The organism is Citrobacter sp. wls708 (assembly GCF_005281255.1).
Classification (GTDB): domain Bacteria; phylum Pseudomonadota; class Gammaproteobacteria; order Enterobacterales; family Enterobacteriaceae; genus Citrobacter; species Citrobacter werkmanii.
In genome coordinates this window covers 123723-141850 of the sequence record NZ_SZXE01000002.1, presented here as the reverse complement: position 1 = coordinate 141850, position 18128 = coordinate 123723, and the positions used below count along the sequence as shown (strand labels likewise).

General features: G+C 51.8%; 17 protein-coding genes. 14 read left to right on the top strand and 3 right to left on the bottom strand.

Annotated elements, in window-relative coordinates:
- Positions 1 to 52 precede the first annotated feature (52 nt).
- From FDW97_RS01245 to ves, 7 genes are all read left to right on the top strand, one after another.
- Entirely contained in the window at positions 53 to 1273 is a 1221-nt protein-coding gene (locus FDW97_RS01245) for an aspartate aminotransferase family protein (protein ID WP_085049504.1), read from the top strand.
- Entirely contained in the window at positions 1270 to 2304 is a 1035-nt protein-coding gene (astA, locus tag FDW97_RS01240) for an arginine N-succinyltransferase (protein ID WP_137350543.1), read from the top strand. Before FDW97_RS01245 ends, astA begins: the two co-directional genes overlap by 4 nt.
- Positions 2301 to 3779 (top strand): succinylglutamate-semialdehyde dehydrogenase, encoded by a 1479-nt coding sequence (astD, locus tag FDW97_RS01235; protein WP_137350542.1) that lies wholly within the window; start codon positions 2301 to 2303, stop codon positions 3777 to 3779. The genes astA and astD overlap by 4 nt, the downstream gene beginning before the upstream one ends.
- A complete protein-coding gene (astB, locus tag FDW97_RS01230) occupies positions 3776 to 5119 on the top strand; it encodes an N-succinylarginine dihydrolase (protein WP_137350541.1) in 1344 nt (447 codons plus the stop codon). The genes astD and astB overlap by 4 nt, the downstream gene beginning before the upstream one ends.
- Positions 5112 to 6077: a succinylglutamate desuccinylase gene (astE, locus tag FDW97_RS01225; protein WP_137350540.1), complete on the top strand. Its 966-nt coding sequence runs from the start codon at positions 5112 to 5114 to the stop codon at positions 6075 to 6077. The genes astB and astE overlap by 8 nt, the downstream gene beginning before the upstream one ends.
- A 347-nt stretch (positions 6078 to 6424) precedes the next feature.
- Positions 6425 to 6910 carry an ATP-independent periplasmic protein-refolding chaperone Spy gene (spy, locus tag FDW97_RS01220; RefSeq protein WP_006684847.1) on the top strand — a complete coding sequence of 162 codons (486 nt, stop codon included), beginning with the start codon at positions 6425 to 6427 and terminating at the stop codon, positions 6908 to 6910.
- Between the two features lie 296 nt (positions 6911 to 7206).
- Positions 7207 to 7782 (top strand): environmental stress-induced protein Ves, encoded by a 576-nt coding sequence (gene ves, locus FDW97_RS01215; protein ID WP_069324272.1) that lies wholly within the window; start codon positions 7207 to 7209, stop codon positions 7780 to 7782.
- Here the strand turns inward: ves and cho are convergent.
- Positions 7742 to 8629 (bottom strand): excinuclease Cho, encoded by an 888-nt coding sequence (cho, locus tag FDW97_RS01210; RefSeq protein ID WP_069324271.1) that lies wholly within the window; start codon positions 8627 to 8629, stop codon positions 7742 to 7744. The genes ves and cho overlap by 41 nt on opposite strands.
- Positions 8630 to 8755: 126 nt before the next feature.
- A complete protein-coding gene (nadE, locus tag FDW97_RS01205) occupies positions 8756 to 9586 on the bottom strand; it encodes an ammonia-dependent NAD(+) synthetase (protein ID WP_137350539.1) in 831 nt (276 codons plus the stop codon).
- A 199-nt stretch (positions 9587 to 9785) separates the two neighbouring features.
- Here nadE and osmE point away from each other — a divergent pair, with 199 nt between their 5' ends.
- The 7 genes from osmE to chbG all read left to right on the top strand — a co-directional run bounded on the left by osmE (position 9786) and on the right by chbG (position 15692).
- Positions 9786 to 10124 carry an osmotically-inducible lipoprotein OsmE gene (osmE, locus tag FDW97_RS01200; protein WP_006684842.1) on the top strand — a complete coding sequence of 113 codons (339 nt, stop codon included), beginning with the start codon at positions 9786 to 9788 and terminating at the stop codon, positions 10122 to 10124.
- Between the two features lie 301 nt (positions 10125 to 10425).
- Positions 10426 to 10746, top strand: a complete 321-nt coding sequence (gene chbB, locus FDW97_RS01190) for a PTS N,N'-diacetylchitobiose transporter subunit IIB (RefSeq protein WP_003030620.1) — start codon at positions 10426 to 10428, stop codon at positions 10744 to 10746.
- An 82-nt stretch (positions 10747 to 10828) separates the two neighbouring features.
- Positions 10829 to 12187 carry a PTS N,N'-diacetylchitobiose transporter subunit IIC gene (chbC, locus tag FDW97_RS01185; RefSeq protein ID WP_006684840.1) on the top strand — a complete coding sequence of 453 codons (1359 nt, stop codon included), beginning with the start codon at positions 10829 to 10831 and terminating at the stop codon, positions 12185 to 12187.
- A 54-nt stretch (positions 12188 to 12241) separates the two neighbouring features.
- Complete coding sequence (gene chbA, locus FDW97_RS01180) at positions 12242 to 12589, top strand: PTS N,N'-diacetylchitobiose transporter subunit IIA (RefSeq protein WP_038640158.1); 348 nt, start codon at positions 12242 to 12244, stop codon at positions 12587 to 12589.
- A gap of 13 nt (positions 12590 to 12602) precedes the next feature.
- Positions 12603 to 13442: a transcriptional regulator ChbR gene (chbR, locus tag FDW97_RS01175; protein WP_003030617.1), complete on the top strand. Its 840-nt coding sequence runs from the start codon at positions 12603 to 12605 to the stop codon at positions 13440 to 13442.
- A 123-nt stretch (positions 13443 to 13565) separates the two neighbouring features.
- The gene (locus FDW97_RS01170) at positions 13566 to 14921 is read left to right on the top strand and encodes a 6-phospho-beta-glucosidase (RefSeq protein ID WP_137350538.1); all 1356 of its coding nucleotides are present in this window, start codon (positions 13566 to 13568) and stop codon (positions 14919 to 14921) included.
- A gap of 12 nt (positions 14922 to 14933) precedes the next feature.
- Positions 14934 to 15692, top strand: a complete 759-nt coding sequence (chbG, locus tag FDW97_RS01165; protein WP_137350537.1) for a chitin disaccharide deacetylase — start codon at positions 14934 to 14936, stop codon at positions 15690 to 15692.
- Between the two features lie 37 nt (positions 15693 to 15729).
- Here the strand turns inward: chbG and katE are convergent, their stop codons facing one another.
- Entirely contained in the window at positions 15730 to 17988 is a 2259-nt protein-coding gene (katE, locus tag FDW97_RS01160; RefSeq protein ID WP_137350536.1) for a catalase HPII, read from the bottom strand.
- Positions 17989 to 18128: the final 140 nt, after the last annotated feature.

Genomic DNA, 18128 nt, shown 5'->3' with positions numbered 1-18128 from the left:
ACACTATATTTATTAACATATAAATAACCTTTTATTTACTATTGAGGTCGCTATGTCTCTGTCAATTACGCGTGAAAATTTTGATGAATGGATGATGCCCGTATATGCCCCGGCTCCTTTTATTCCGGTGCGTGGTGAAGGTTCACGTCTGTGGGATCAGCAGGGTAAAGAGTATATCGATTTCGCGGGAGGCATTGCGGTTAACGCGCTGGGGCACGCCCATCCGGCATTGCGCGAGGCATTAAACGACCAGGCGAGCAAATTCTGGCACACGGGAAATGGCTACACCAACGAGCCGGTGCTGCGTCTGGCGAAAAAGCTGATTGATGCCACCTTCGCCGAGCGTGTTTTCTTCTGTAACTCCGGCGCGGAGGCTAACGAAGCGGCATTAAAGCTGGCGCGTAAATATGCTCACGATCGTTTTGGCAGCCAGAAGAGCGGCATCGTGGCGTTTAAAAATGCTTTCCATGGCCGCACACTGTTCACCGTCAGCGCCGGAGGGCAGCCCGCTTATTCACAAGATTTCGCGCCGCTTCCGCCGGATATCCGCCATGCCGTCTATAACGATCTCGACTCCGCCCGCCAACTGATTGATGACACCACCTGTGCGGTCATCGTTGAACCGGTGCAGGGGGAAGGCGGCGTCGTACCAGCAACAAATGACTTCTTACAGGGGCTGCGTGAATTATGCGATCGCCACAATGCGCTGCTGATTTTTGACGAAGTCCAGACCGGTGTGGGTCGTACCGGCGAACTGTATGCCTATATGCACTATGGCGTTACGCCAGACCTGCTGACGACAGCCAAAGCGTTGGGCGGCGGTTTCCCCATCGGCGCGTTATTGGCGACAGCAGACTGTGCCAGCGTGATGACGGTTGGTACGCACGGTACAACATACGGCGGAAACCCGCTGGCCACGGCGGTGGCGGGCAAACTGCTGGAGATTGTTAACACCCCGGATATGCTCAACGGTGTTAAGCAGCGTCACGACTGGTTTGTGGAGCGTATTAACGCTATTAACGAACGTTTTGGACTGTTTAGTGAAATTCGTGGGCTCGGCCTGCTGATCGGCTGCGTACTGAACGCGGAATTTGCCGGGAAAGCGAAACTCATCTCGCAAGAGGCGGCCAATGCCGGAGTGATGGTGCTGATCGCTGGCGCTAACGTGGTGCGCTTTGCGCCAGCGTTAAACGTCAGCGAAGAAGAGGTTGCTAGCGGACTGGATCGCTTTGCGCTGGCCTGCGAACGCATTAAAGCAGGAGGTTCATCATGATGGTGATTCGTCCTATTGAACGTGCTGATATCACCGCGCTGATGCAACTGGCCGGTAAGACCGGCGGTGGGTTGACTTCGCTACCGGCCAATGAAGCCACGCTGATGGCGCGTATCGAACGCTCGCTACAAACCTGGCGTGGTGAGTTGCCGAAAAGTGAGCAAGGCTATGTTTTTGTACTTGAAGACAGCGCCAGCGGAACCGTGGCAGGGATTTGCGCCATCGAGGTGGCGGTAGGGCTTAACGATCCCTGGTACAACTATCGGGTTGGCACGCTGGTGCACGCCTCGAAAGAGCTGAACGTATATAACGCGCTGCCGACGCTGTTTCTGAGTAACGATCACACGGGCAGCAGCGAGCTTTGCTCTCTGTTTCTCGATCCCGACTGGCGTAAAGAGGGCAACGGCTATTTGTTGTCTAAATCGCGCTTTATGTTTATGGCGGCATTTCGTGACCGGTTTAATGAAAAGGTCGTGGCCGAGATGCGCGGCGTAATCGATGAGCACGGTTACTCTCCCTTCTGGGAAAGCCTCGGCAAACGCTTTTTCTCCATGGAATTCAGCCGGGCGGATTTTCTCTGCGGCACCGGACAAAAAGCCTTTATTGCTGAACTGATGCCCAAGCATCCTATTTATACCCATTTTCTGTCTGAGGAAGCGCAAAGCGTAATTGGTCAGGTACATCCGCAAACCGCTCCGGCGCGGGCGGTGCTGGAGAAAGAAGGATTTCGCTACCGTAACTATGTCGACATTTTCGATGGCGGGCCGACGCTGGAATGCGATATCGACCGCGTTCGCGCTATTCGTAAAAGCAGGCTGGTGGAAGTGGCGGAAGGTCAGCCAGCGATCGGCGATTACCCGGCCTGTCTGGTCGCTAATGAAAACTATCAAAACTTCCGCGTCATATTGGTTCGCGCTGACCCGGATACCCAACGTCTGGTACTGACGGCGGCGCAACTGGACGCCCTGAAATGCCACGCGGGCGACCATGTACGTTTTGTGCGTCTTTGTGCAGAGGAGAAAACAGCATGACATTATGGATAAACGGCGACTGGGTGACGGGGCTTGGCGAGCGTCGGGTGAAAACGAATCCGGTAAGCGGTGATGTGCTGTGGCAAGGTAATGATGCCGACGCGACTCAGGTGATGCAGGCTTGCCGTGCTGCGCGCACCGCCTTTGCCGGTTGGGCTAAACACCCCTTTAGCGCGCGTCAGGCTATTGTCGAAAAATTTGCTTCATTGCTGGAAAGCAATAAAGCCGAGCTAACGCAGATTATCGCCCGGGAAACCGGCAAGCCGCGCTGGGAAGCCGCCACTGAACTGACGGCGATGATCAATAAAATTGCTATTTCCGTGAAAGCTTACCATGCCCGTACCGGAGAGCAGCACAGCGAACTACCGGATGGCGCGGCGACGTTGCGCCATCGGCCGCACGGCGTGCTGGTGGTATTTGGCCCGTATAACTTCCCTGGCCATTTGCCCAATGGCCATATTGTTCCGGCTCTGCTGGCGGGCAACACGTTGATTTTCAAGCCCAGCGAGCTGACGCCGTGGACCGGTGAAGCCGTGACAAAGCTGTGGGAACAGGCGGGATTGCCGCCGGGCGTGCTGAATCTGGTGCAGGGCGGACGCGAAACGGGGCAGGCGCTGAGCGCGTTGGATGATCTGGATGGTCTGCTGTTTACCGGCAGTGCCAATACCGGTTATCAGCTGCATCGACAGTTATCCGGCCAGCCGGAAAAAATCCTTGCGCTGGAGATGGGCGGCAACAACCCGCTGATCATTGAGAACCCGGAAGATATTGATGCGGCAGTACATCTGACCATTCAATCCGCATTTGTTACCGCCGGGCAGCGTTGTACCTGCGCCCGTCGCCTGTTGATTAAAAACGGCGCGCAGGGAGACGCGTTCCTCGCGCGTCTGGTGGAAGTCAGCCAACGACTAATGCCAGGTCACTGGGATGCGGAACCGCAGCCGTTTTTAGGCGGGCTGATTTCTGAACAGGCCGCGCAGCACGTTTGTGATGCCTGGCAACGTCTGGCGTCGTTGGGGGGGCGCACGCTGCTGGCGCCACGCATGGTGAAAGCCGGAACGTCGCTGCTGACCCCCGGTATTATTGAACTGACCGACGTGGCAAACGTACCCGATGAAGAGGTTTTTGGTCCTCTGCTCGGCGTCTGGCGCTATGACAGCTTTGATGACGCGATTCGTATGGCGAACAACACCCGCTTTGGGTTGTCATGCGGGCTGGTTTCACCCGATCGCAGCCAGTTTGATCAGCTCCTGCTGGAGGCGCGGGCCGGGATTGTTAACTGGAATAAACCGTTAACCGGCGCGGCAAGCACCGCACCGTTTGGTGGTGTGGGCGCGTCCGGTAACCATCGCGCCAGCGCGTGGTATGCCGCGGATTATTGCGCCTGGCCGATGGCGAGCTTGGAATCTCCGGCCTTAACCCTGCCGTCGGCGCTCAGCCCCGGTCTGGATTTCTCTTGCGGGGATAAACGATGAAAGCGCGTGAGGTCAATTTCGATGGTCTGGTGGGACTCACCCACCACTATGCGGGACTGTCATTTGGTAATGAGGCTTCGACCAGCCACCGTTTTCAGGTGTCGAACCCTCGTCTGGCGGCAAAGCAGGGTTTGTTAAAAATGAAAGCGCTGGCGGATGCGGGATTCCCTCAGGCGGTGATCCCGCCTCATGAACGTCCCTATATCCCGGCGCTGCGTCAGTTGGGCTTTTGCGGCAGTGATGAGCAGATTCTGGACAAGGTGGCGCGTCAGGCGCCGCACTGGCTCTCCAGCGCCAGCTCCGCATCACCTATGTGGGTGGCGAATGCGGCAACGGTCTGTCCTTCGGCAGATTCACTGGACGGGAAAGTGCATTTAACGGTGGCGAATCTGAATAATAAGTTCCACCGTTCGCTGGAAGCGCCGACGACCGAAGCGTTGTTACGCTCGATTTTTCGTGATGAAAATACCTTTGCGATTCACGGCGCATTGCCTCAGGTTGCGTTATTCGGTGATGAAGGGGCGGCAAACCATAACCGCCTTGGTGGGGATTATGGCGATCCCGGCGTACAACTGTTTATTTACGGTCGTGAAGAGGGGAATGCGTCACAGCCGAGGCGCTATCCGGCGAGACAATCTCGTGAAGCCAGCGAGGCTGTAGCCCGACTGAATCAGGTCAATCCGCATCAGCTTGTTTTTGCTCAGCAAAACCCGGACGTTATCGATCTTGGCGTGTTTCATAACGATGTGATTGCGGTGTCGAATCGTCAGGTGCTGTTTTGTCATCAGCAGGCGTTTGTCAGACAGCAAACGTTGTTAGAGCAACTACGCCGTCAGGTGGACGGTTTTACCGCGCTGGAAGTCCCTGCCGCGGAGGTGTCGGTGCAGGATGCGGTAACAACCTATTTGTTTAACAGCCAATTACTGAGTCGTGACGACGGTTCGATGATGCTGGTTTTACCGCAGGAGTGTCGGGAGCATGCGGGCGTGTGGCGATATCTGAGCCGCTTGCTTGCAGATGACAATCCGATCGATGACCTGCGGGTCTTTGATTTGCGCGAAAGCATGTCCAACGGCGGCGGCCCTGCCTGTTTACGCCTGCGAGTGGTGCTTACCCCACAGGAGCTGCAGGCCGTGAATCCGGCGGTTATCATGAACGACACGCTGTTCAATACGCTGAATAACTGGGTTGACCGCTACTATCGCGATCGCCTTGTCGCAACGGACCTCGCGGATCCGCAGTTGTTGCGCGAAGGGCGTGAAGCGTTGGATACGCTGACGCAATTGCTCAATCTCGGCTCTGTTTATCCCTTCCAGCAGGAGAGAACGAGCCATGGATAATTTTCTGGCCCTGACGCTCGCAGGTAGCGCACCTGAGAAAACGCAGGGCACAATTCACGGTTTTGTCTGGCAATGGCTTGGTTACGGGGTACTGGAACTGACACCAACTGCGCCGGTTGAACAGTCGCTGGTGCTTTCTGCGGGAATTCATGGCAATGAAACCGCGCCGGTAGAAATACTTGATTCATTGCTGACCAGGCTGTTTAACGGTGAGCTGGCGCTAACATGGCGGCTGCTGGTCATTCTCGGTAACCCGCAGGCGCTGGCCGCGGGAAAACGTTATTGTCATAGCGATCTGAACCGTATGTTTGGTGGCCGATGGCAGAGTTTTGCCGAGAGTGAAGAGACGCACAGAGCCCATGAGCTTGAACTGTGTCTGGCAGATTTTTACTCGCGCGCGAAAGAGCCTGTGCGCTGGCATCTGGATCTTCACACCGCCATTCGCGGCTCACAGCATTTGCGCTTTGGCGTGTTGCCACAACGCAATGTTGCCTGGGACGAAAACTTTTTGGGTTGGCTGGGGGATGCGGGGCTGGAGGCATTGGTTTTCCATCAGACCCCAGGTGGTACGTTCACCCATTTTAGCGCTGAACATTTTGGCGCGCTGGCCTGTACGCTGGAACTGGGTAAAGCGCTGCCGTTCGGGCAAAACGATCTGACCCAGTTTGCGCGCACAGCAGATGCGATGGCGCAGCTGCTGCGGGGCGAGCGAGTGTCTACGGCAGAAACATCTCCGTTGCGCTACCGCGTGGTCTCGCAGATTACGCGGCGTAGCGACGATTTTATTCTCCACATGGATAACCAGACGCTCAATTTTACCCCCTTTACCGAGGGAACGTTACTGGCGCAGGACGGAAATGAACGTTTTATCGTCACCCATGACGTTGAATACGTTCTTTTTCCGAACCCAAATGTGGCCTGTGGTTTACGTGCCGGATTGATGCTAGAAAGACTTTGATAAATATAATCGCCCTCAGATTTATTTCTGAGGGCTTATTTTTACGTGCGCTTTAGATTTATTACAGATTATTCCTGGTAAGTTGCTTTCTTAATAATCACAGTTCAGGTATAGTTCTTCATAATCCATTCAAAATCATCTGGTTGTAATTTTTCATTTCAACTCTGCGCAATTTATTCTTTTTTTCTCCATAATTGATGAATGTTTGTTTTTTACACTTTCATTGTTTTACCGTTGCTCTGATTAATTGACGCTTAAGCCGGTAAAGTTAATCTCGTCAACACGACATCACATTGCACAAAGTCGCATGAATGTCGTAAAAATAACTGAAAGAAAGGATAGAAATTATGCGTAAACTGACTGCTCTGTTTGTTGCCTCTACCCTGGCGCTGGGCGCTGCAAACCTGGCCCATGCTGCTGACACCACAACAGCTGCGCCAGCGGATGCCAAACCAATGATGCATCACAACGGGAAGTTCGCCCCGCATCACGACATGATGTTCAAAGACCTGAACCTGACCGACGCGCAGAAACAGCAGATTCGCGAAATTATGAAAGGCCAGCGCGATCAGATGAAGCGTCCGCCGCTGGAAGAACGCCGCGCCATGCACGATATCATCGCCAGCGATAGCTTCGATAAAGCGAAAGCCGAAGCGCAAATTGCGAAGATGGAAGAACAGCGTAAAGCCAACATGCTGGCGCACATGGAAACGCAGAACAAGATTTACAACATTCTGACGCCGGAACAGAAAAAGCAGTTTAATGCCAATTTTGAGAAGCGTCTGACAGAACGTCCGGCGCAGAAAGGTAAAATGCCAGAAGCTGCCGAGTAATCGCCAGTCGTCTACACTAAATCAGTCATGCTGTGTCGGCGTTCAGCGCCGCACAGTGTGCAACAAACTCAAGACCGCCGCTCTTGTCCACAACACGTTTAACGATGTGGGCAGGATCGGGGGTTTTTTCTTTCCCGCCAGGAGAAGCGTTAATTTTTTTGCAAAATACCCTATTCAGCACTAAGGCAAATCAACCCTGTTGCCGATAACGATACTCTGCAGGGTAAATATCACAATGATGATTTATGGCTGGCTGTTCACGGCAGGTTGACGTGCTACGCCTTTCTGGAGGGGTGATGGAATATTTCGATATCCGCAAAATGCCGGTCAGTCTGTGGCGCAATGGGGCGGGAGAAACGCGAGAGATTTGCTGTTTTCCGCCAGCAACACGCGATTTTCACTGGCGGGCGAGTATCGCCTCTCTTGCAGCAAACGGAGAGTTTTCTCTTTTCCCGGGCGTAGAACGCGTGATTACCTTGCTGGAAGGAGGTGAAGTGACCCTGGAAGAGGCGAACATCTTCACTCACACCCTGAAGCAGCATCAACCTTTTACTTTTGCTGGTGACAAGGTAGTAAAAGCAAAGCTGACGGAAGGACGGATGTCGATGGATTTTAATATCATGACCCGACGAGATGTTTGCCAGGCGAAAGTCAGAGTTGCCGATCGCACTTTTACGACCTTTGGTTCTCGTGGCGGCGTCGTGTTTGTTATCAGTGGCGCCTGGCAATTGGGTGAGAAGCTGCTGACGGCCGATCAGGGCGCGAGCTGGCACGACGGTAAACACACCCTGCGCCTGTTGGAGCGCGAGGGGAAACTGCTGTTCAGCGAGATTAACTGGATGCCGGGATACTCTCCGGATTCAGTTCAATAATGTCATATTTGCCAGACAGAACAGGCCGGCAGAGAATTTTGTAACCATCATGGTCAAAGCCAGCCGGCATTCTCGCCAGGGTTGTCGCCTCATCCAGCGTTGCAACGGCGCCCAGCCAAAACCAGTTATTGATGATATGGTACTGAGTCATTTCAGCGCGGGTTTCTTGCAGCGCAATGGCATTGTTCCATGGCCAGCAGATGACGCGCACTCTTTCCAGCGCCTCAAGCAGACGCGAATGATGCGCCTGCGGGCTCTCTTTCCCACAGCACGCTCCGGCGCAGCGCTTTAGCGCTGAGCGAAAGCAGGCGCGCCCGCGACTCAGGGGTTCCAACCCCAACAGGCCGTAGCACAGTTGCTGTTCATCGGCGATGCTTTGCAATGTTTGTAGCGCGGCACGGCGATTGGCAAACAAACCAAACAGATTGGGGGCATGGGAGAAATCAATATCTCGTGCGTAAACAACCTGAACAGTCTGGTCGGTAAGCTGCAGGGCGCAAAGCTGACGATTGCGTCGCAACCGTTTATTAAACAGAGGCTGCTGCTCTTTGATAAGCCGCGCTTCTAACAGTAGGGCGCCAATTTCTCCAGCCGTACAAATCCAGCTAATGCGTTTGGACTGGCGCAGCATTGCCGCTTCGTCCGTGGTACGCAGGTGTGACAACACGCGACTGCGAATATTGACGCTTTTGCCTATATAAAGCGGCAGGGTGTCGCTTTCGCTATGAAACAGATAGACGCCGGGCACCGCGGGAAGCGCACTCAAAAATGGGCGCAGATGCTCGGGGTATTCATAAATTGCTGCTGCCTCTAATGTCAGGCGAGGGGCTGATTGACGCCGTACCACTTTTCACTCCGCTGCTGGTTATCCATCCAGTATAACAGCTGAGGGGCGATTAAAAAAGCGGCATGATCAGGCTGCTAAGGCCGGAGAGCAGCAATAGGGGCGCTACCCGGCCTTAGGCAGAAAAAATTATGCTTTTTTCCAGAAATCATCAAACACGGTGATGGGGGGGCGACGTTTGTGCTCAGTCTTCAGATACCAACCTTCGATTTTTTCAGCTATTTCAGCATCCAGCGTTTTTCCTTCCAGATAATCGTCGATGTTGTCATAGCTCACGCCCAATGCGGCTTCATCCGGCAGAGAAGGGCGATCGTCTTCAAGGTCGGCGGTGGGAGCTTTCTTATATAAATGCTCCGGGCAACCCAGCGCAGCAAGCAGCTGTTTACCCTGGCGCTTGTTCAGACGGAATATTGGGTTGATGTCAGTACCGCCATCGCCATATTTAGTGAAGAAACCGGTGATCGCTTCTGCTGCATGATCGGTACCCACGACAACGCCGCTGGTCATGCCCGCGATACTGTATTGCGCCTTCATACGTTCACGGGCTTTTTCGTTGCCGCGCACAAAATCACTCAGCTCAATTCCCGCCTCACGCAAAGCCTGCTCGCTGGCCAGCACTGCGCCTTTAATATTGACGGTGAGTACGCGGTCCGGTTGTATAAAGGCGATGGCATCCTGGCAGTCCTGCTCGTCAGCCTGAACGCCATACGGTAAACGCACCGCAATAAATTGTAGCGCGTCATTCCCCGTTTCCTGGCGGAGCTCGGAAACGGCCATTTGGCAGAGTTTTCCGGCGAGGGTGGAGTCTTGTCCGCCGCTAATGCCCAACACCAGTGATTTCAGAAAGGGGTAGGTTTGCAGGTATGATTTCAGGAAATCTACGCTGCGACGAATTTCCTCTTCTGCATTAATGTGCGGTTTTGCGCCAAGCGCTTTGATTATCTCTTGCTGCAGAGTCATGCAACCCCCTGTGAAAAATAAAATGATATGTTAAAGCTAACGCGTTGAGGCCCAAACGACAAGGGATGCAGGCCTGATATAACATCATTTTGTTTTAATAGAATTTTCCGAAACGGCCTAAGTATCATCTGATTGCTTGAAAAATGCGTTGTTGTGCTCCAGGCTTACATAACACGCTGAAAAACAAGAGGACGAAAAAATGAACAAGAATCTAACAGGAATTCTGGGTGCAGCGGCTGTTTTGACTATGCTGGCGGGGTGTACGGCCTATGATCGTACCAAAGACCAATTTGTTCAGCCCGTAGTGAAAGATGTGAAGAAAGGGATGAGCAGGGCGCAGGTCGCGCAGATTGCCGGTAAGCCTTCTTCAGAAGTGAGCATGATCCATGCGCGCGGGACCTGTCAGACCTACATCCTGGGTCAACGAGATGGTAAAGCTGAAACCTATTTCGTTGCTTTAGACGATACTGGTCATGTGATTAACTCTGGCTACCAGACCTGCGCAGAATACGACACCGACCCGCAGGCAGCGAAGTAGTAACAACTGTTTATTGCCTGAGCACTCTGAACAACCGGCCATCGCGCCGGTTTTTTTGTGCCGTACGATCTTATTTATTGCCGCGAATTATTTGCATAAAATGTGAGGGGGGTCATAACGACAGGTCAAGGAGAGACAATTTAGTTGGTCAAGGAAATACCATCCACCGGTACAATCCCGTATACTCGTTTCAGCCACCTAAAAAAGTAATTTAGCTGACGCAGGTTACCCAGAGCATGGATGCAGGTTATGGCTTGCGGAGTGTCTGGTTGACAGATAATCGCACATGAGGATCGTTTTAATGGAAAAGAAACACATTTATCTGTTTTGTTCTGCGGGCATGTCGACTTCATTGTTGGTATCGAAGATGCGTGCTCAGGCCGAAAAATACGAAGTGCCGGTTATTATTGAAGCGTTTCCTGAAACGCTGGCCGGAGAAAAAGGCCCAGCGGCCGATGTTGTGTTATTAGGTCCGCAAATTGCTTATATGTTGCCCGAAATTCAGCGTTTGTTACCCAACAAGCCTGTGGAAGTGATTGACTCGCTGCTGTATGGCAAAGTCGATGGTTTAGGCGTGCTTAAGGCTGCTGTTGCAGCAATTAAAAAAGCCGCAGCAAATTAATTATTTTAATTTTTCCCGTCAAAGAGTTATTTCATTAACATTCACCGCAATTATTAATTGCGGTATTTAAGGGTATTTTTCTATGAGTAACGCTATTGCTTCACTTGAAAAGGTACTCCTTCCTTTTGCTGTAAAAATTGGAAAGCAGCCGCACGTTAATGCAATCAAAAACGGTTTTATTCGTTTAATGCCGTTAACCCTCGCAGGGGCAATGTTTGTATTAATTAATAACGTTTTCCTGAGCTTTGGGGAGGGGTCGTTTTTTTATTCGATGGGCATTCGACTTGATGCTTCAACTATTGAAACGCTGAATAGCTTGAAAGGCATTGGTGGAAACGTCTATAACGGTACGCTGGGTATCATGTCATTGATGGCGCCGTTCTTTATCGGCATGGCGCTGGCAGAAGAACGCAAGGTCGACTCACTGGCTGCCGGGTTGTTATCTGTCGCCGCATTTATGACCGTCACACCGTACAGCGTGGGTGAAGCCTATGCGGTTGGCGCTAACTGGCTGGGCGGCGCGAATATTATTTCCGGTATTATTATCGGCCTGGTGGTCGCGGAAATGTTCACTTTTGTGGTCCATCGTAATTGGGTGATCAAATTACCTGATAGCGTACCGACATCCGTATCACGTTCCTTCTCTGCGCTGATTCCTGGCTTTCTTATTCTCTCCATTATGGGGATCATCGCCTGGGCGCTGAACACCTGGGGTACCAACTTCCATCAGATCATTATGGATTCCATTTCAACGCCGCTGGCATCACTGGGTAGCGTAGTGGGTTGGGCCTATGTGATTTTTGTTCCGCTGCTGTGGTTCTTTGGTATTCACGGTTCTTTGGCGCTGACCGCGCTGGACAGCGGAATCATGACGCCATGGGCACTGGAAAATATCTCTATCTACCAACAGTTTGGTTCCGTAGACGCTGCGCTGGAAGCCGGTAAGACGTTCCACGTCTGGGCGAAACCGATGCTCGACTCCTATATTTTCCTTGGGGGGAGCGGGGCAACGCTGGGTCTGATTATCGCTATTTTCCTGGCATCGCGTCGTCCTGACTATCGTCAGGTTGCTAAGCTGGCACTGCCGTCAGGTCTCTTCCAGATTAACGAACCTATCCTGTTCGGTCTGCCGATCATCATGAACCCGGTTATGTTTATTCCGTTCATTCTGGTTCAGCCGATTCTGGCGGCGATTACGCTGGCAGCTTACTACTCAGGCATTATTCCACCGATTACCAACATCGCACCGTGGACTATGCCAACCGGTTTGGGCGCGTTCTTTAACACCAACGGTAGCGTCGCCGCTCTGCTGGTCGCGCTGTTCAACCTCGGTATTGCAACGCTGGTTTACCTGCCGTTCGTGGTAGTAGCCAACAAAGCTCAGAACGTTATTGATCAAGAAGAAAGCGAAGAAGATATCGCTAACGCATTGAAATTCTAAATTTAATCCGGCGTGGCTTCGCGGTCATGCCGGACTGAACCAGAGGAAAAAAGTATGTTGGATATCGAGAATATCGTCGACACGCAGTCAGAAGCAGAAGAACTTGAAGAAGTGGTGATGGGGCTCATCATTAATTCTGGTCAGGCGCGTAGCCTGGCATACGGCGCACTCAAAATGGCCAAGCAGGGGGATTTTGAAGCAGCGAAGACCATGATGGACCAGTCTCGCCTGGCGCTGAACGAAGCGCACCTCGTGCAAACAAAACTGATTGAAGGCGATCAGGGCGAAGGTAAAATGAAAGTCAGCCTGGTGCTGGTCCACGCACAGGATCATCTGATGACCTCGATGTTGGCGCGCGAGCTGGTCACTGAACTGATTGAACTTCACGAGAAGCTGAAATAGCGAGGAGTGCAAAATGCAGCTACAGATTAACGCACCGGAAATCAAAACCGTCTATGAACAGCAGCTGTTTAATGGCAAAAATTTCCATGTGTTCATCTATAACAAAACTGAGAGCATCAGTGGGCTGCATCAACATGACTACTATGAATTTACGCTGGTTTTAACCGGACGCTATTATCAGGAAATCAACGGTAAACGCGTATTGCTTGAGCGCGGGGACTTTGTTTTTATCCCGTTGGGATCGCATCACCAGAGTTTCTATGATTTCGGTGCGACAAGGATCCTTAACGTTGGTATCAGTAAACGTTTTTTTGAACAGCACTACCACCCGCTGCTGCCGTTTTGTTTCGTTGCATCGCAGGTCTATCGGGCGAATAACTCGTTTCTTACCTACATTGAAACGGTTATTGCATCACTGAACTTTCGTGAGAGCGGACTCGATGAATTTGTAGAAGTGGTCACCTTCTATATTATTAATCGGCTGCGCCATCATCGCGAAGAGCAGGTGCTGGATGATATTCCTCAGTGGCTCAAAACCACCGTCGAGACTATGCATGATAAACGGCAGTTTAGCGAGAATGCGCTGGAAAATATGGTACACCTGTCCGCGAAATCCCAGGAGTATCTGACCCGCGCGACCCAGCGTTATTACAGCAAAACGCCGATGCAGATCATTAATGAAATTCGCATTAATTTTGCTAAAAAACAGCTGGAAATGACTAACTATTCTGTAACGGATATTGCTTATGAGTCTGGTTACAGTAGTCCAAGCCTGTTTATTAAAACATTTAAAAAGCTGACGTCGTTTACGCCAAATAGCTATCGTAAGAAATTAACTGAATTTAATCAGTAGATATTATTTTCCAATAACTCATTTTTATAGCTTGCCCTAAATAGCGTCGGGACAGCCACGCTATACCTGACAAACGGGTTGAGCATAATACATGTCAGTGTTTTGACACTGAAGGGAGAACGTATGAGCCAGAAATTAAAAGTCGTCACTATCGGTGGCGGGAGCAGCTACACCCCTGAGTTACTTGAAGGCTTTATTAAGCGCTATCACGAATTACCGGTTTCTGAATTGTGGCTGGTTGATGTAGAGGGTGGTAAAGAGAAGCTGGACATTATTTTTGACCTTTGCCAGCGGATGATCGACAAAGCTGGCGTTCCGATGAAGTTGTATAAAACGCTGGATCGCCGCGAAGCGTTGAAAGATGCTGATTTCGTTACCACCCAACTGCGTGTAGGACAACTTAAAGCCCGTGAGAAGGATGAGCGTATCCCGCTGAGCCACGGTTATCTGGGACAGGAAACGAACGGTGCGGGCGGCCTGTTCAAAGGTTTGCGTACCATTCCGGTTATTTTTGACATTGTAAAAGATGTGGAAGAACTGTGCCCGAATGCGTGGGTGATTAACTTTACTAACCCGGCAGGGATGGTGACTGAAGCGGTCTATCGCCATACTAATTTTAAGAAATTCATCGGCGTGTGTAATATTCCCGTCGGCATGAAAATGTTCATTAGCGATGTGCTGGCGCTGAAAGAGAGCGATGATTTATCTATCGATCTGTTCGGTCTGAACCATATGGTCTTTATCAAAGATGTGCTGGTGAACGGCGTGTCATGTTTTGATGAACTGCTGGACGGCGTCGCATCGGGCGAGTTGAAAGCGTCTACCGTGAAGAACATCTTTGACCTGCCGTTTAGTGAAGGACTGATTCGTTCGCTGAAACTACTGCCGTGCTCTTACTTGCTCTACTACTTCAAGCCAAAAGAGATGCTGGCGATTGAGATGGGCGAATACTATAAGGGCGGGGCACGCGCTCAGGTGGTACAGAAAGTTGAGAAACAACTTTTTGATCTCTATAAAAATCCTGAGCTGAACGTTAAGCCGAAGGAGCTGGAACAGCGCGGTGGCGCTTATTACTCCGACGCGGCCTGTGAAGTGATCAACGCTATCTACAACGATAAGCAGACCGAACATTATGTCAACATTCCGCACCATGGGCATGTCGATAACATTCCTGCGGACTGGGCGGTAGAAATGACCTGCACGTTGGGACGCAACGGCGCCACGCCACACCCACGTATTACTCATTTTGATGAGAAAGTCCTCGGTCTTATCTATACCATTAAAGGCTTTGAAGTGGCGGCGAGCAATGCGGCATTGAGCGGAGAGCTAAATGATGTGCTGCTGGCGCTGAACCTGAGCCCGCTGGTGCATTCTGACCGCGACGCTGAAGTCCTGGCGCGTGAATTGATTCTGGCGCATGAACAATGGCTGCCAAATTTCGCCGGGTGCATCGAGAAACTGAAAAGCGAACAACACTAACTGAGGTCGGCTATGGAACGCGTACTGATTGTGAATGCGGATGATTTTGGCCTGAGTAAAGGCCAAAACTACGGCATTGTTGAAGCCTGCCGCAATGGCGTGGTCACCTCGACGACGGCGTTGGTAAATGGCGCGGCGATTGACCATGCGGTACAACTGAGTCGTGACATACCTGCACTTGCCGTCGGGATGCACTTTGTTCTGACGCTGGGCAGACCGTTGACGCCAATGCCAGGCCTTACGCGTGACGGATTGCTGGGGAAATGGATCTGGCAAATGGCAGAAGAAGATGCTTTGCCGCTGGATGAAATTTCGCAAGAGCTGGCCGCGCAGTATCAGCGTTTTATAGACCTGTTTGGGCGGGAACCGACGCATCTGGATAGCCATCACCATGTGCATATGTTCCCGCAGATTTTCCCCATTGTCGCGAGCTTTGCAGCCGAACGAGGGATTGCGTTGCGTATCGATCGTCAGACGGTGTGCCAGTCGTCTGATTTACCCGACACGTTGCGTTCTTCCCAGGGATTCAGCAGCGAGTTTTATGGCGAAGCGATTTCTGAGGCGCTGTTTTTACAAACGCTGGATGCCTCAGCAGACCGGGGAGAGTCCTCACTGGAAGTCATGTGCCATCCAGCCTTTATCGATGACACTATTCGTCAAAGTGCCTACTGTTACCCCCGCTTAACTGAGCTTGACGTACTGACGTCTTCGTCACTGAAATATGCTATTGCGGAGCGCGGTTATCGTCTTGGCAGTTTTCTGAACGTGTAATTCCTGAGTTTGCGGCGCAATTATGCGCCGCATTTTTTTAGGCAGGGATCGCGTCGATTTTTCCGGCTCGCGACCAGACACGATGCGCAGTCATCAGTGTCAGTAAGGTATCCATAAACTGTGCGTCTGCACTGTCCGCTTCTACCACGCCTTTCTCACTCTGATTTGTGATATTCAATGCAGCTTTAAGCTGGCGAGCATCTCCTGCCAGGGCGATTGGTTTCAGGTGCTTATACGCTTCCAGTAAGTAATATTTCGCATCGCCATTCATGGCGATATCCGCGATATTCCCACCCGGAACGATAACCGCATCGACCGTCAGCGACGGCGAGCCGGCAAAGGTACCCGCGATCGTCAGGACGGAGCCATCGTCGGCAACCACATTACCCATTCTGGAATAGAGCAACCTGGCATGAACGCCTTTCGACTGCAGGGCCTGCATAATGGTGAGCAGATCGTCTGCCTTTACCTGATCATTGAGCAGAATGGCGACCACGCGGCCTTTGATATCACCTTTTGATCCCGCATATAAACTAAGCGAAGGCGCATTGGTTAACCCGTTGACGTCCGGTGGAGGGGAGATCTGGGTTTGCTCTTCGGTCAGTTCAAAACCGAGGTTGCTGGCCACGGACTGCGCCAGAGTGGTATCAATATGCGCCAAATGATCGACCACTCTTTCGCGAATATAAGGCCGGGTCACTTTGCTGAGTTCGAAACTGAATCCGCCAATAATATGCTGTTGCTCTATTGGTGTCTGGCTTAGCCAGAACAGGCGAGGGTGGGCATAGTATTCGCCGAAAGAGGGGCTACGCTCACGAATTTTATTCCCGTCAATGCGCTCCTGATACGACTCAAATCCACCACGTTTTGGCCCCGGCGGCGTTTCTCGTGGCCAGTTGTCATTGATGGAGTTAGGTTCATAGTTGGCGGGATTGGTATCAATATCCATGCGATGCATACCGTCGCGCTGGAAGTTATGGTACGGGCAGGTAGGGCGATTGATCGGGATTTCATGGAAGTTGGGCCCACCCAGGCGACTAATCTGTGTGTCCGTATAGGAGAACAGTCTGCCCTGTAACAGAGGGTCATTGGTAAAATCGATGCCCGGAACGATGTGACCGGGATGAAATGCCGCCTGTTCGTTTTCCGCGAAGAAATTGTCCGGGTTGCGGTTTAGTACCATTTTACCGACGCGCTGAACCGGAACCAGCTCTTCCGGGATGAGTTTTGTCGGGTCGAGCAGGTCAAAATCGAATTTAAACTCATCTTCCTCCGGAATTAACTGCAGGCCAAGTTCGTATTCCGGGTAATCGCCGGCTTCAATTGCCTCCCACAGATCGCGGCGATGGAAATCAGGATCGCGACCCGTTAGTTTCTGTGCTTCATCCCATACCAAAGAAGCTTTGCCAGCCAGCGGTTTCCAGTGGAAGCGGACGAAAGTGGCTTTCCCCTGCGCATTAATCAGCCGAAAAGTATGGATGCCAAAACCTTCCATCGTGCGATAACTGCGCGGGATCCCCCGGTCAGACATCGCCCACATCACGTTGTGCAGGGTTTCAGGTTGCAATGAGACATAATCCCAGAAGGTATCGTGCGCGCTTTGGCCCTGTGGGATGGCCCAATGTGGCTCCGGTTTTACGGCGTGGACGAAATCCGGGAATTTATGTGCATCCTGAATAAAAAAGATCGGCGTGTTATTTCCTACCAGATCAAAGATGCCCTCTTCAGTATAAAATTTTGTCGCAAATCCCCGAATATCCCTGACCGTATCCGCTGAGCCTGCGCCGCCCTGGACTGTTGAGAAACGGACAAAAACGGGTGTTATCTTGTTTTCTTCGGACAAGAAATCGGCTTTTGTCGTTGCGCTTAAATCGGTATAGGACTGAAAGTAACCGTGCGCGGCTGACCCTCGGGCGTGAACGATACGTTCTGGTATACGTTCGTGATCAAAATGGGTGATTTTTTCTCGCAGGATAAAATCTTCCAGTAATGTTGGCCCGCGATTTCCGGCGCGCAGCGAGTTTTGATCGTCTGCAATGCGTACGCCCTGATTGGTGGTCAGGGCAAATTCTTCGCTTCCTTTGCGAAAACTGTCCAGCGCGTTGAGTTTGTCACTTCTGATGTCAGGCGCTTTTAAGCTGCCGGACGTGGTGGGTTGCATGCCCGGAGGCGTGGGTTCAGGCGTTGGACGATGTGAACCGTCTGCTGGCGCCAGGGAATCAAGACCGGGTTTGGACTCGCTGGCATCATGAACCGGCGCAGTGTGATGGAGCGGATGCTTATCTTTCTGTGACATTAAACTCGTCTCCTGTATTCATCGCTGAAAGGGTCGTTGTTGCTGTCAAAAGCTTTAACTATAGACCACTCACTCAGCCCTGCAGGAATATACCGGGGAAGTAAAGCGCGATGAGACAGGCAAACCGCGCACGCAAGGCA

What these genes read in the sequence shown, in the direction of transcription:
- FDW97_RS01245 (WP_085049504.1), top strand. Translation starts at nt 53, where the DNA reads ATGTCTCTGTCAATTACGCGTGAAAATTTTGATGAATGGATGATGCCC.
- astA (WP_137350543.1), top strand. Translation starts at nt 1,270, where the DNA reads ATGATGGTGATTCGTCCTATTGAACGTGCTGATATCACCGCGCTGATG.
- astD (WP_137350542.1), top strand. Translation starts at nt 2,301, where the DNA reads ATGACATTATGGATAAACGGCGACTGGGTGACGGGGCTTGGCGAGCGT.
- astB (WP_137350541.1), top strand. Translation starts at nt 3,776, where the DNA reads ATGAAAGCGCGTGAGGTCAATTTCGATGGTCTGGTGGGACTCACCCAC.
- astE (WP_137350540.1), top strand. Translation starts at nt 5,112, where the DNA reads ATGGATAATTTTCTGGCCCTGACGCTCGCAGGTAGCGCACCTGAGAAA.
- spy (WP_006684847.1), top strand. Translation starts at nt 6,425, where the DNA reads ATGCGTAAACTGACTGCTCTGTTTGTTGCCTCTACCCTGGCGCTGGGC.
- ves (WP_069324272.1), top strand. Translation starts at nt 7,207, where the DNA reads ATGGAATATTTCGATATCCGCAAAATGCCGGTCAGTCTGTGGCGCAAT.
- nadE (WP_137350539.1), bottom strand. Translation starts at nt 9,586, where the DNA reads ATGACTCTGCAGCAAGAGATAATCAAAGCGCTTGGCGCAAAACCGCAC.
- osmE (WP_006684842.1), top strand. Translation starts at nt 9,786, where the DNA reads ATGAACAAGAATCTAACAGGAATTCTGGGTGCAGCGGCTGTTTTGACT.
- chbB (WP_003030620.1), top strand. Translation starts at nt 10,426, where the DNA reads ATGGAAAAGAAACACATTTATCTGTTTTGTTCTGCGGGCATGTCGACT.
- chbC (WP_006684840.1), top strand. Translation starts at nt 10,829, where the DNA reads ATGAGTAACGCTATTGCTTCACTTGAAAAGGTACTCCTTCCTTTTGCT.
- chbA (WP_038640158.1), top strand. Translation starts at nt 12,242, where the DNA reads ATGTTGGATATCGAGAATATCGTCGACACGCAGTCAGAAGCAGAAGAA.
- chbR (WP_003030617.1), top strand. Translation starts at nt 12,603, where the DNA reads ATGCAGCTACAGATTAACGCACCGGAAATCAAAACCGTCTATGAACAG.
- FDW97_RS01170 (WP_137350538.1), top strand. Translation starts at nt 13,566, where the DNA reads ATGAGCCAGAAATTAAAAGTCGTCACTATCGGTGGCGGGAGCAGCTAC.
- chbG (WP_137350537.1), top strand. Translation starts at nt 14,934, where the DNA reads ATGGAACGCGTACTGATTGTGAATGCGGATGATTTTGGCCTGAGTAAA.
- katE (WP_137350536.1), bottom strand. Translation starts at nt 17,988, where the DNA reads ATGTCACAGAAAGATAAGCATCCGCTCCATCACACTGCGCCGGTTCAT.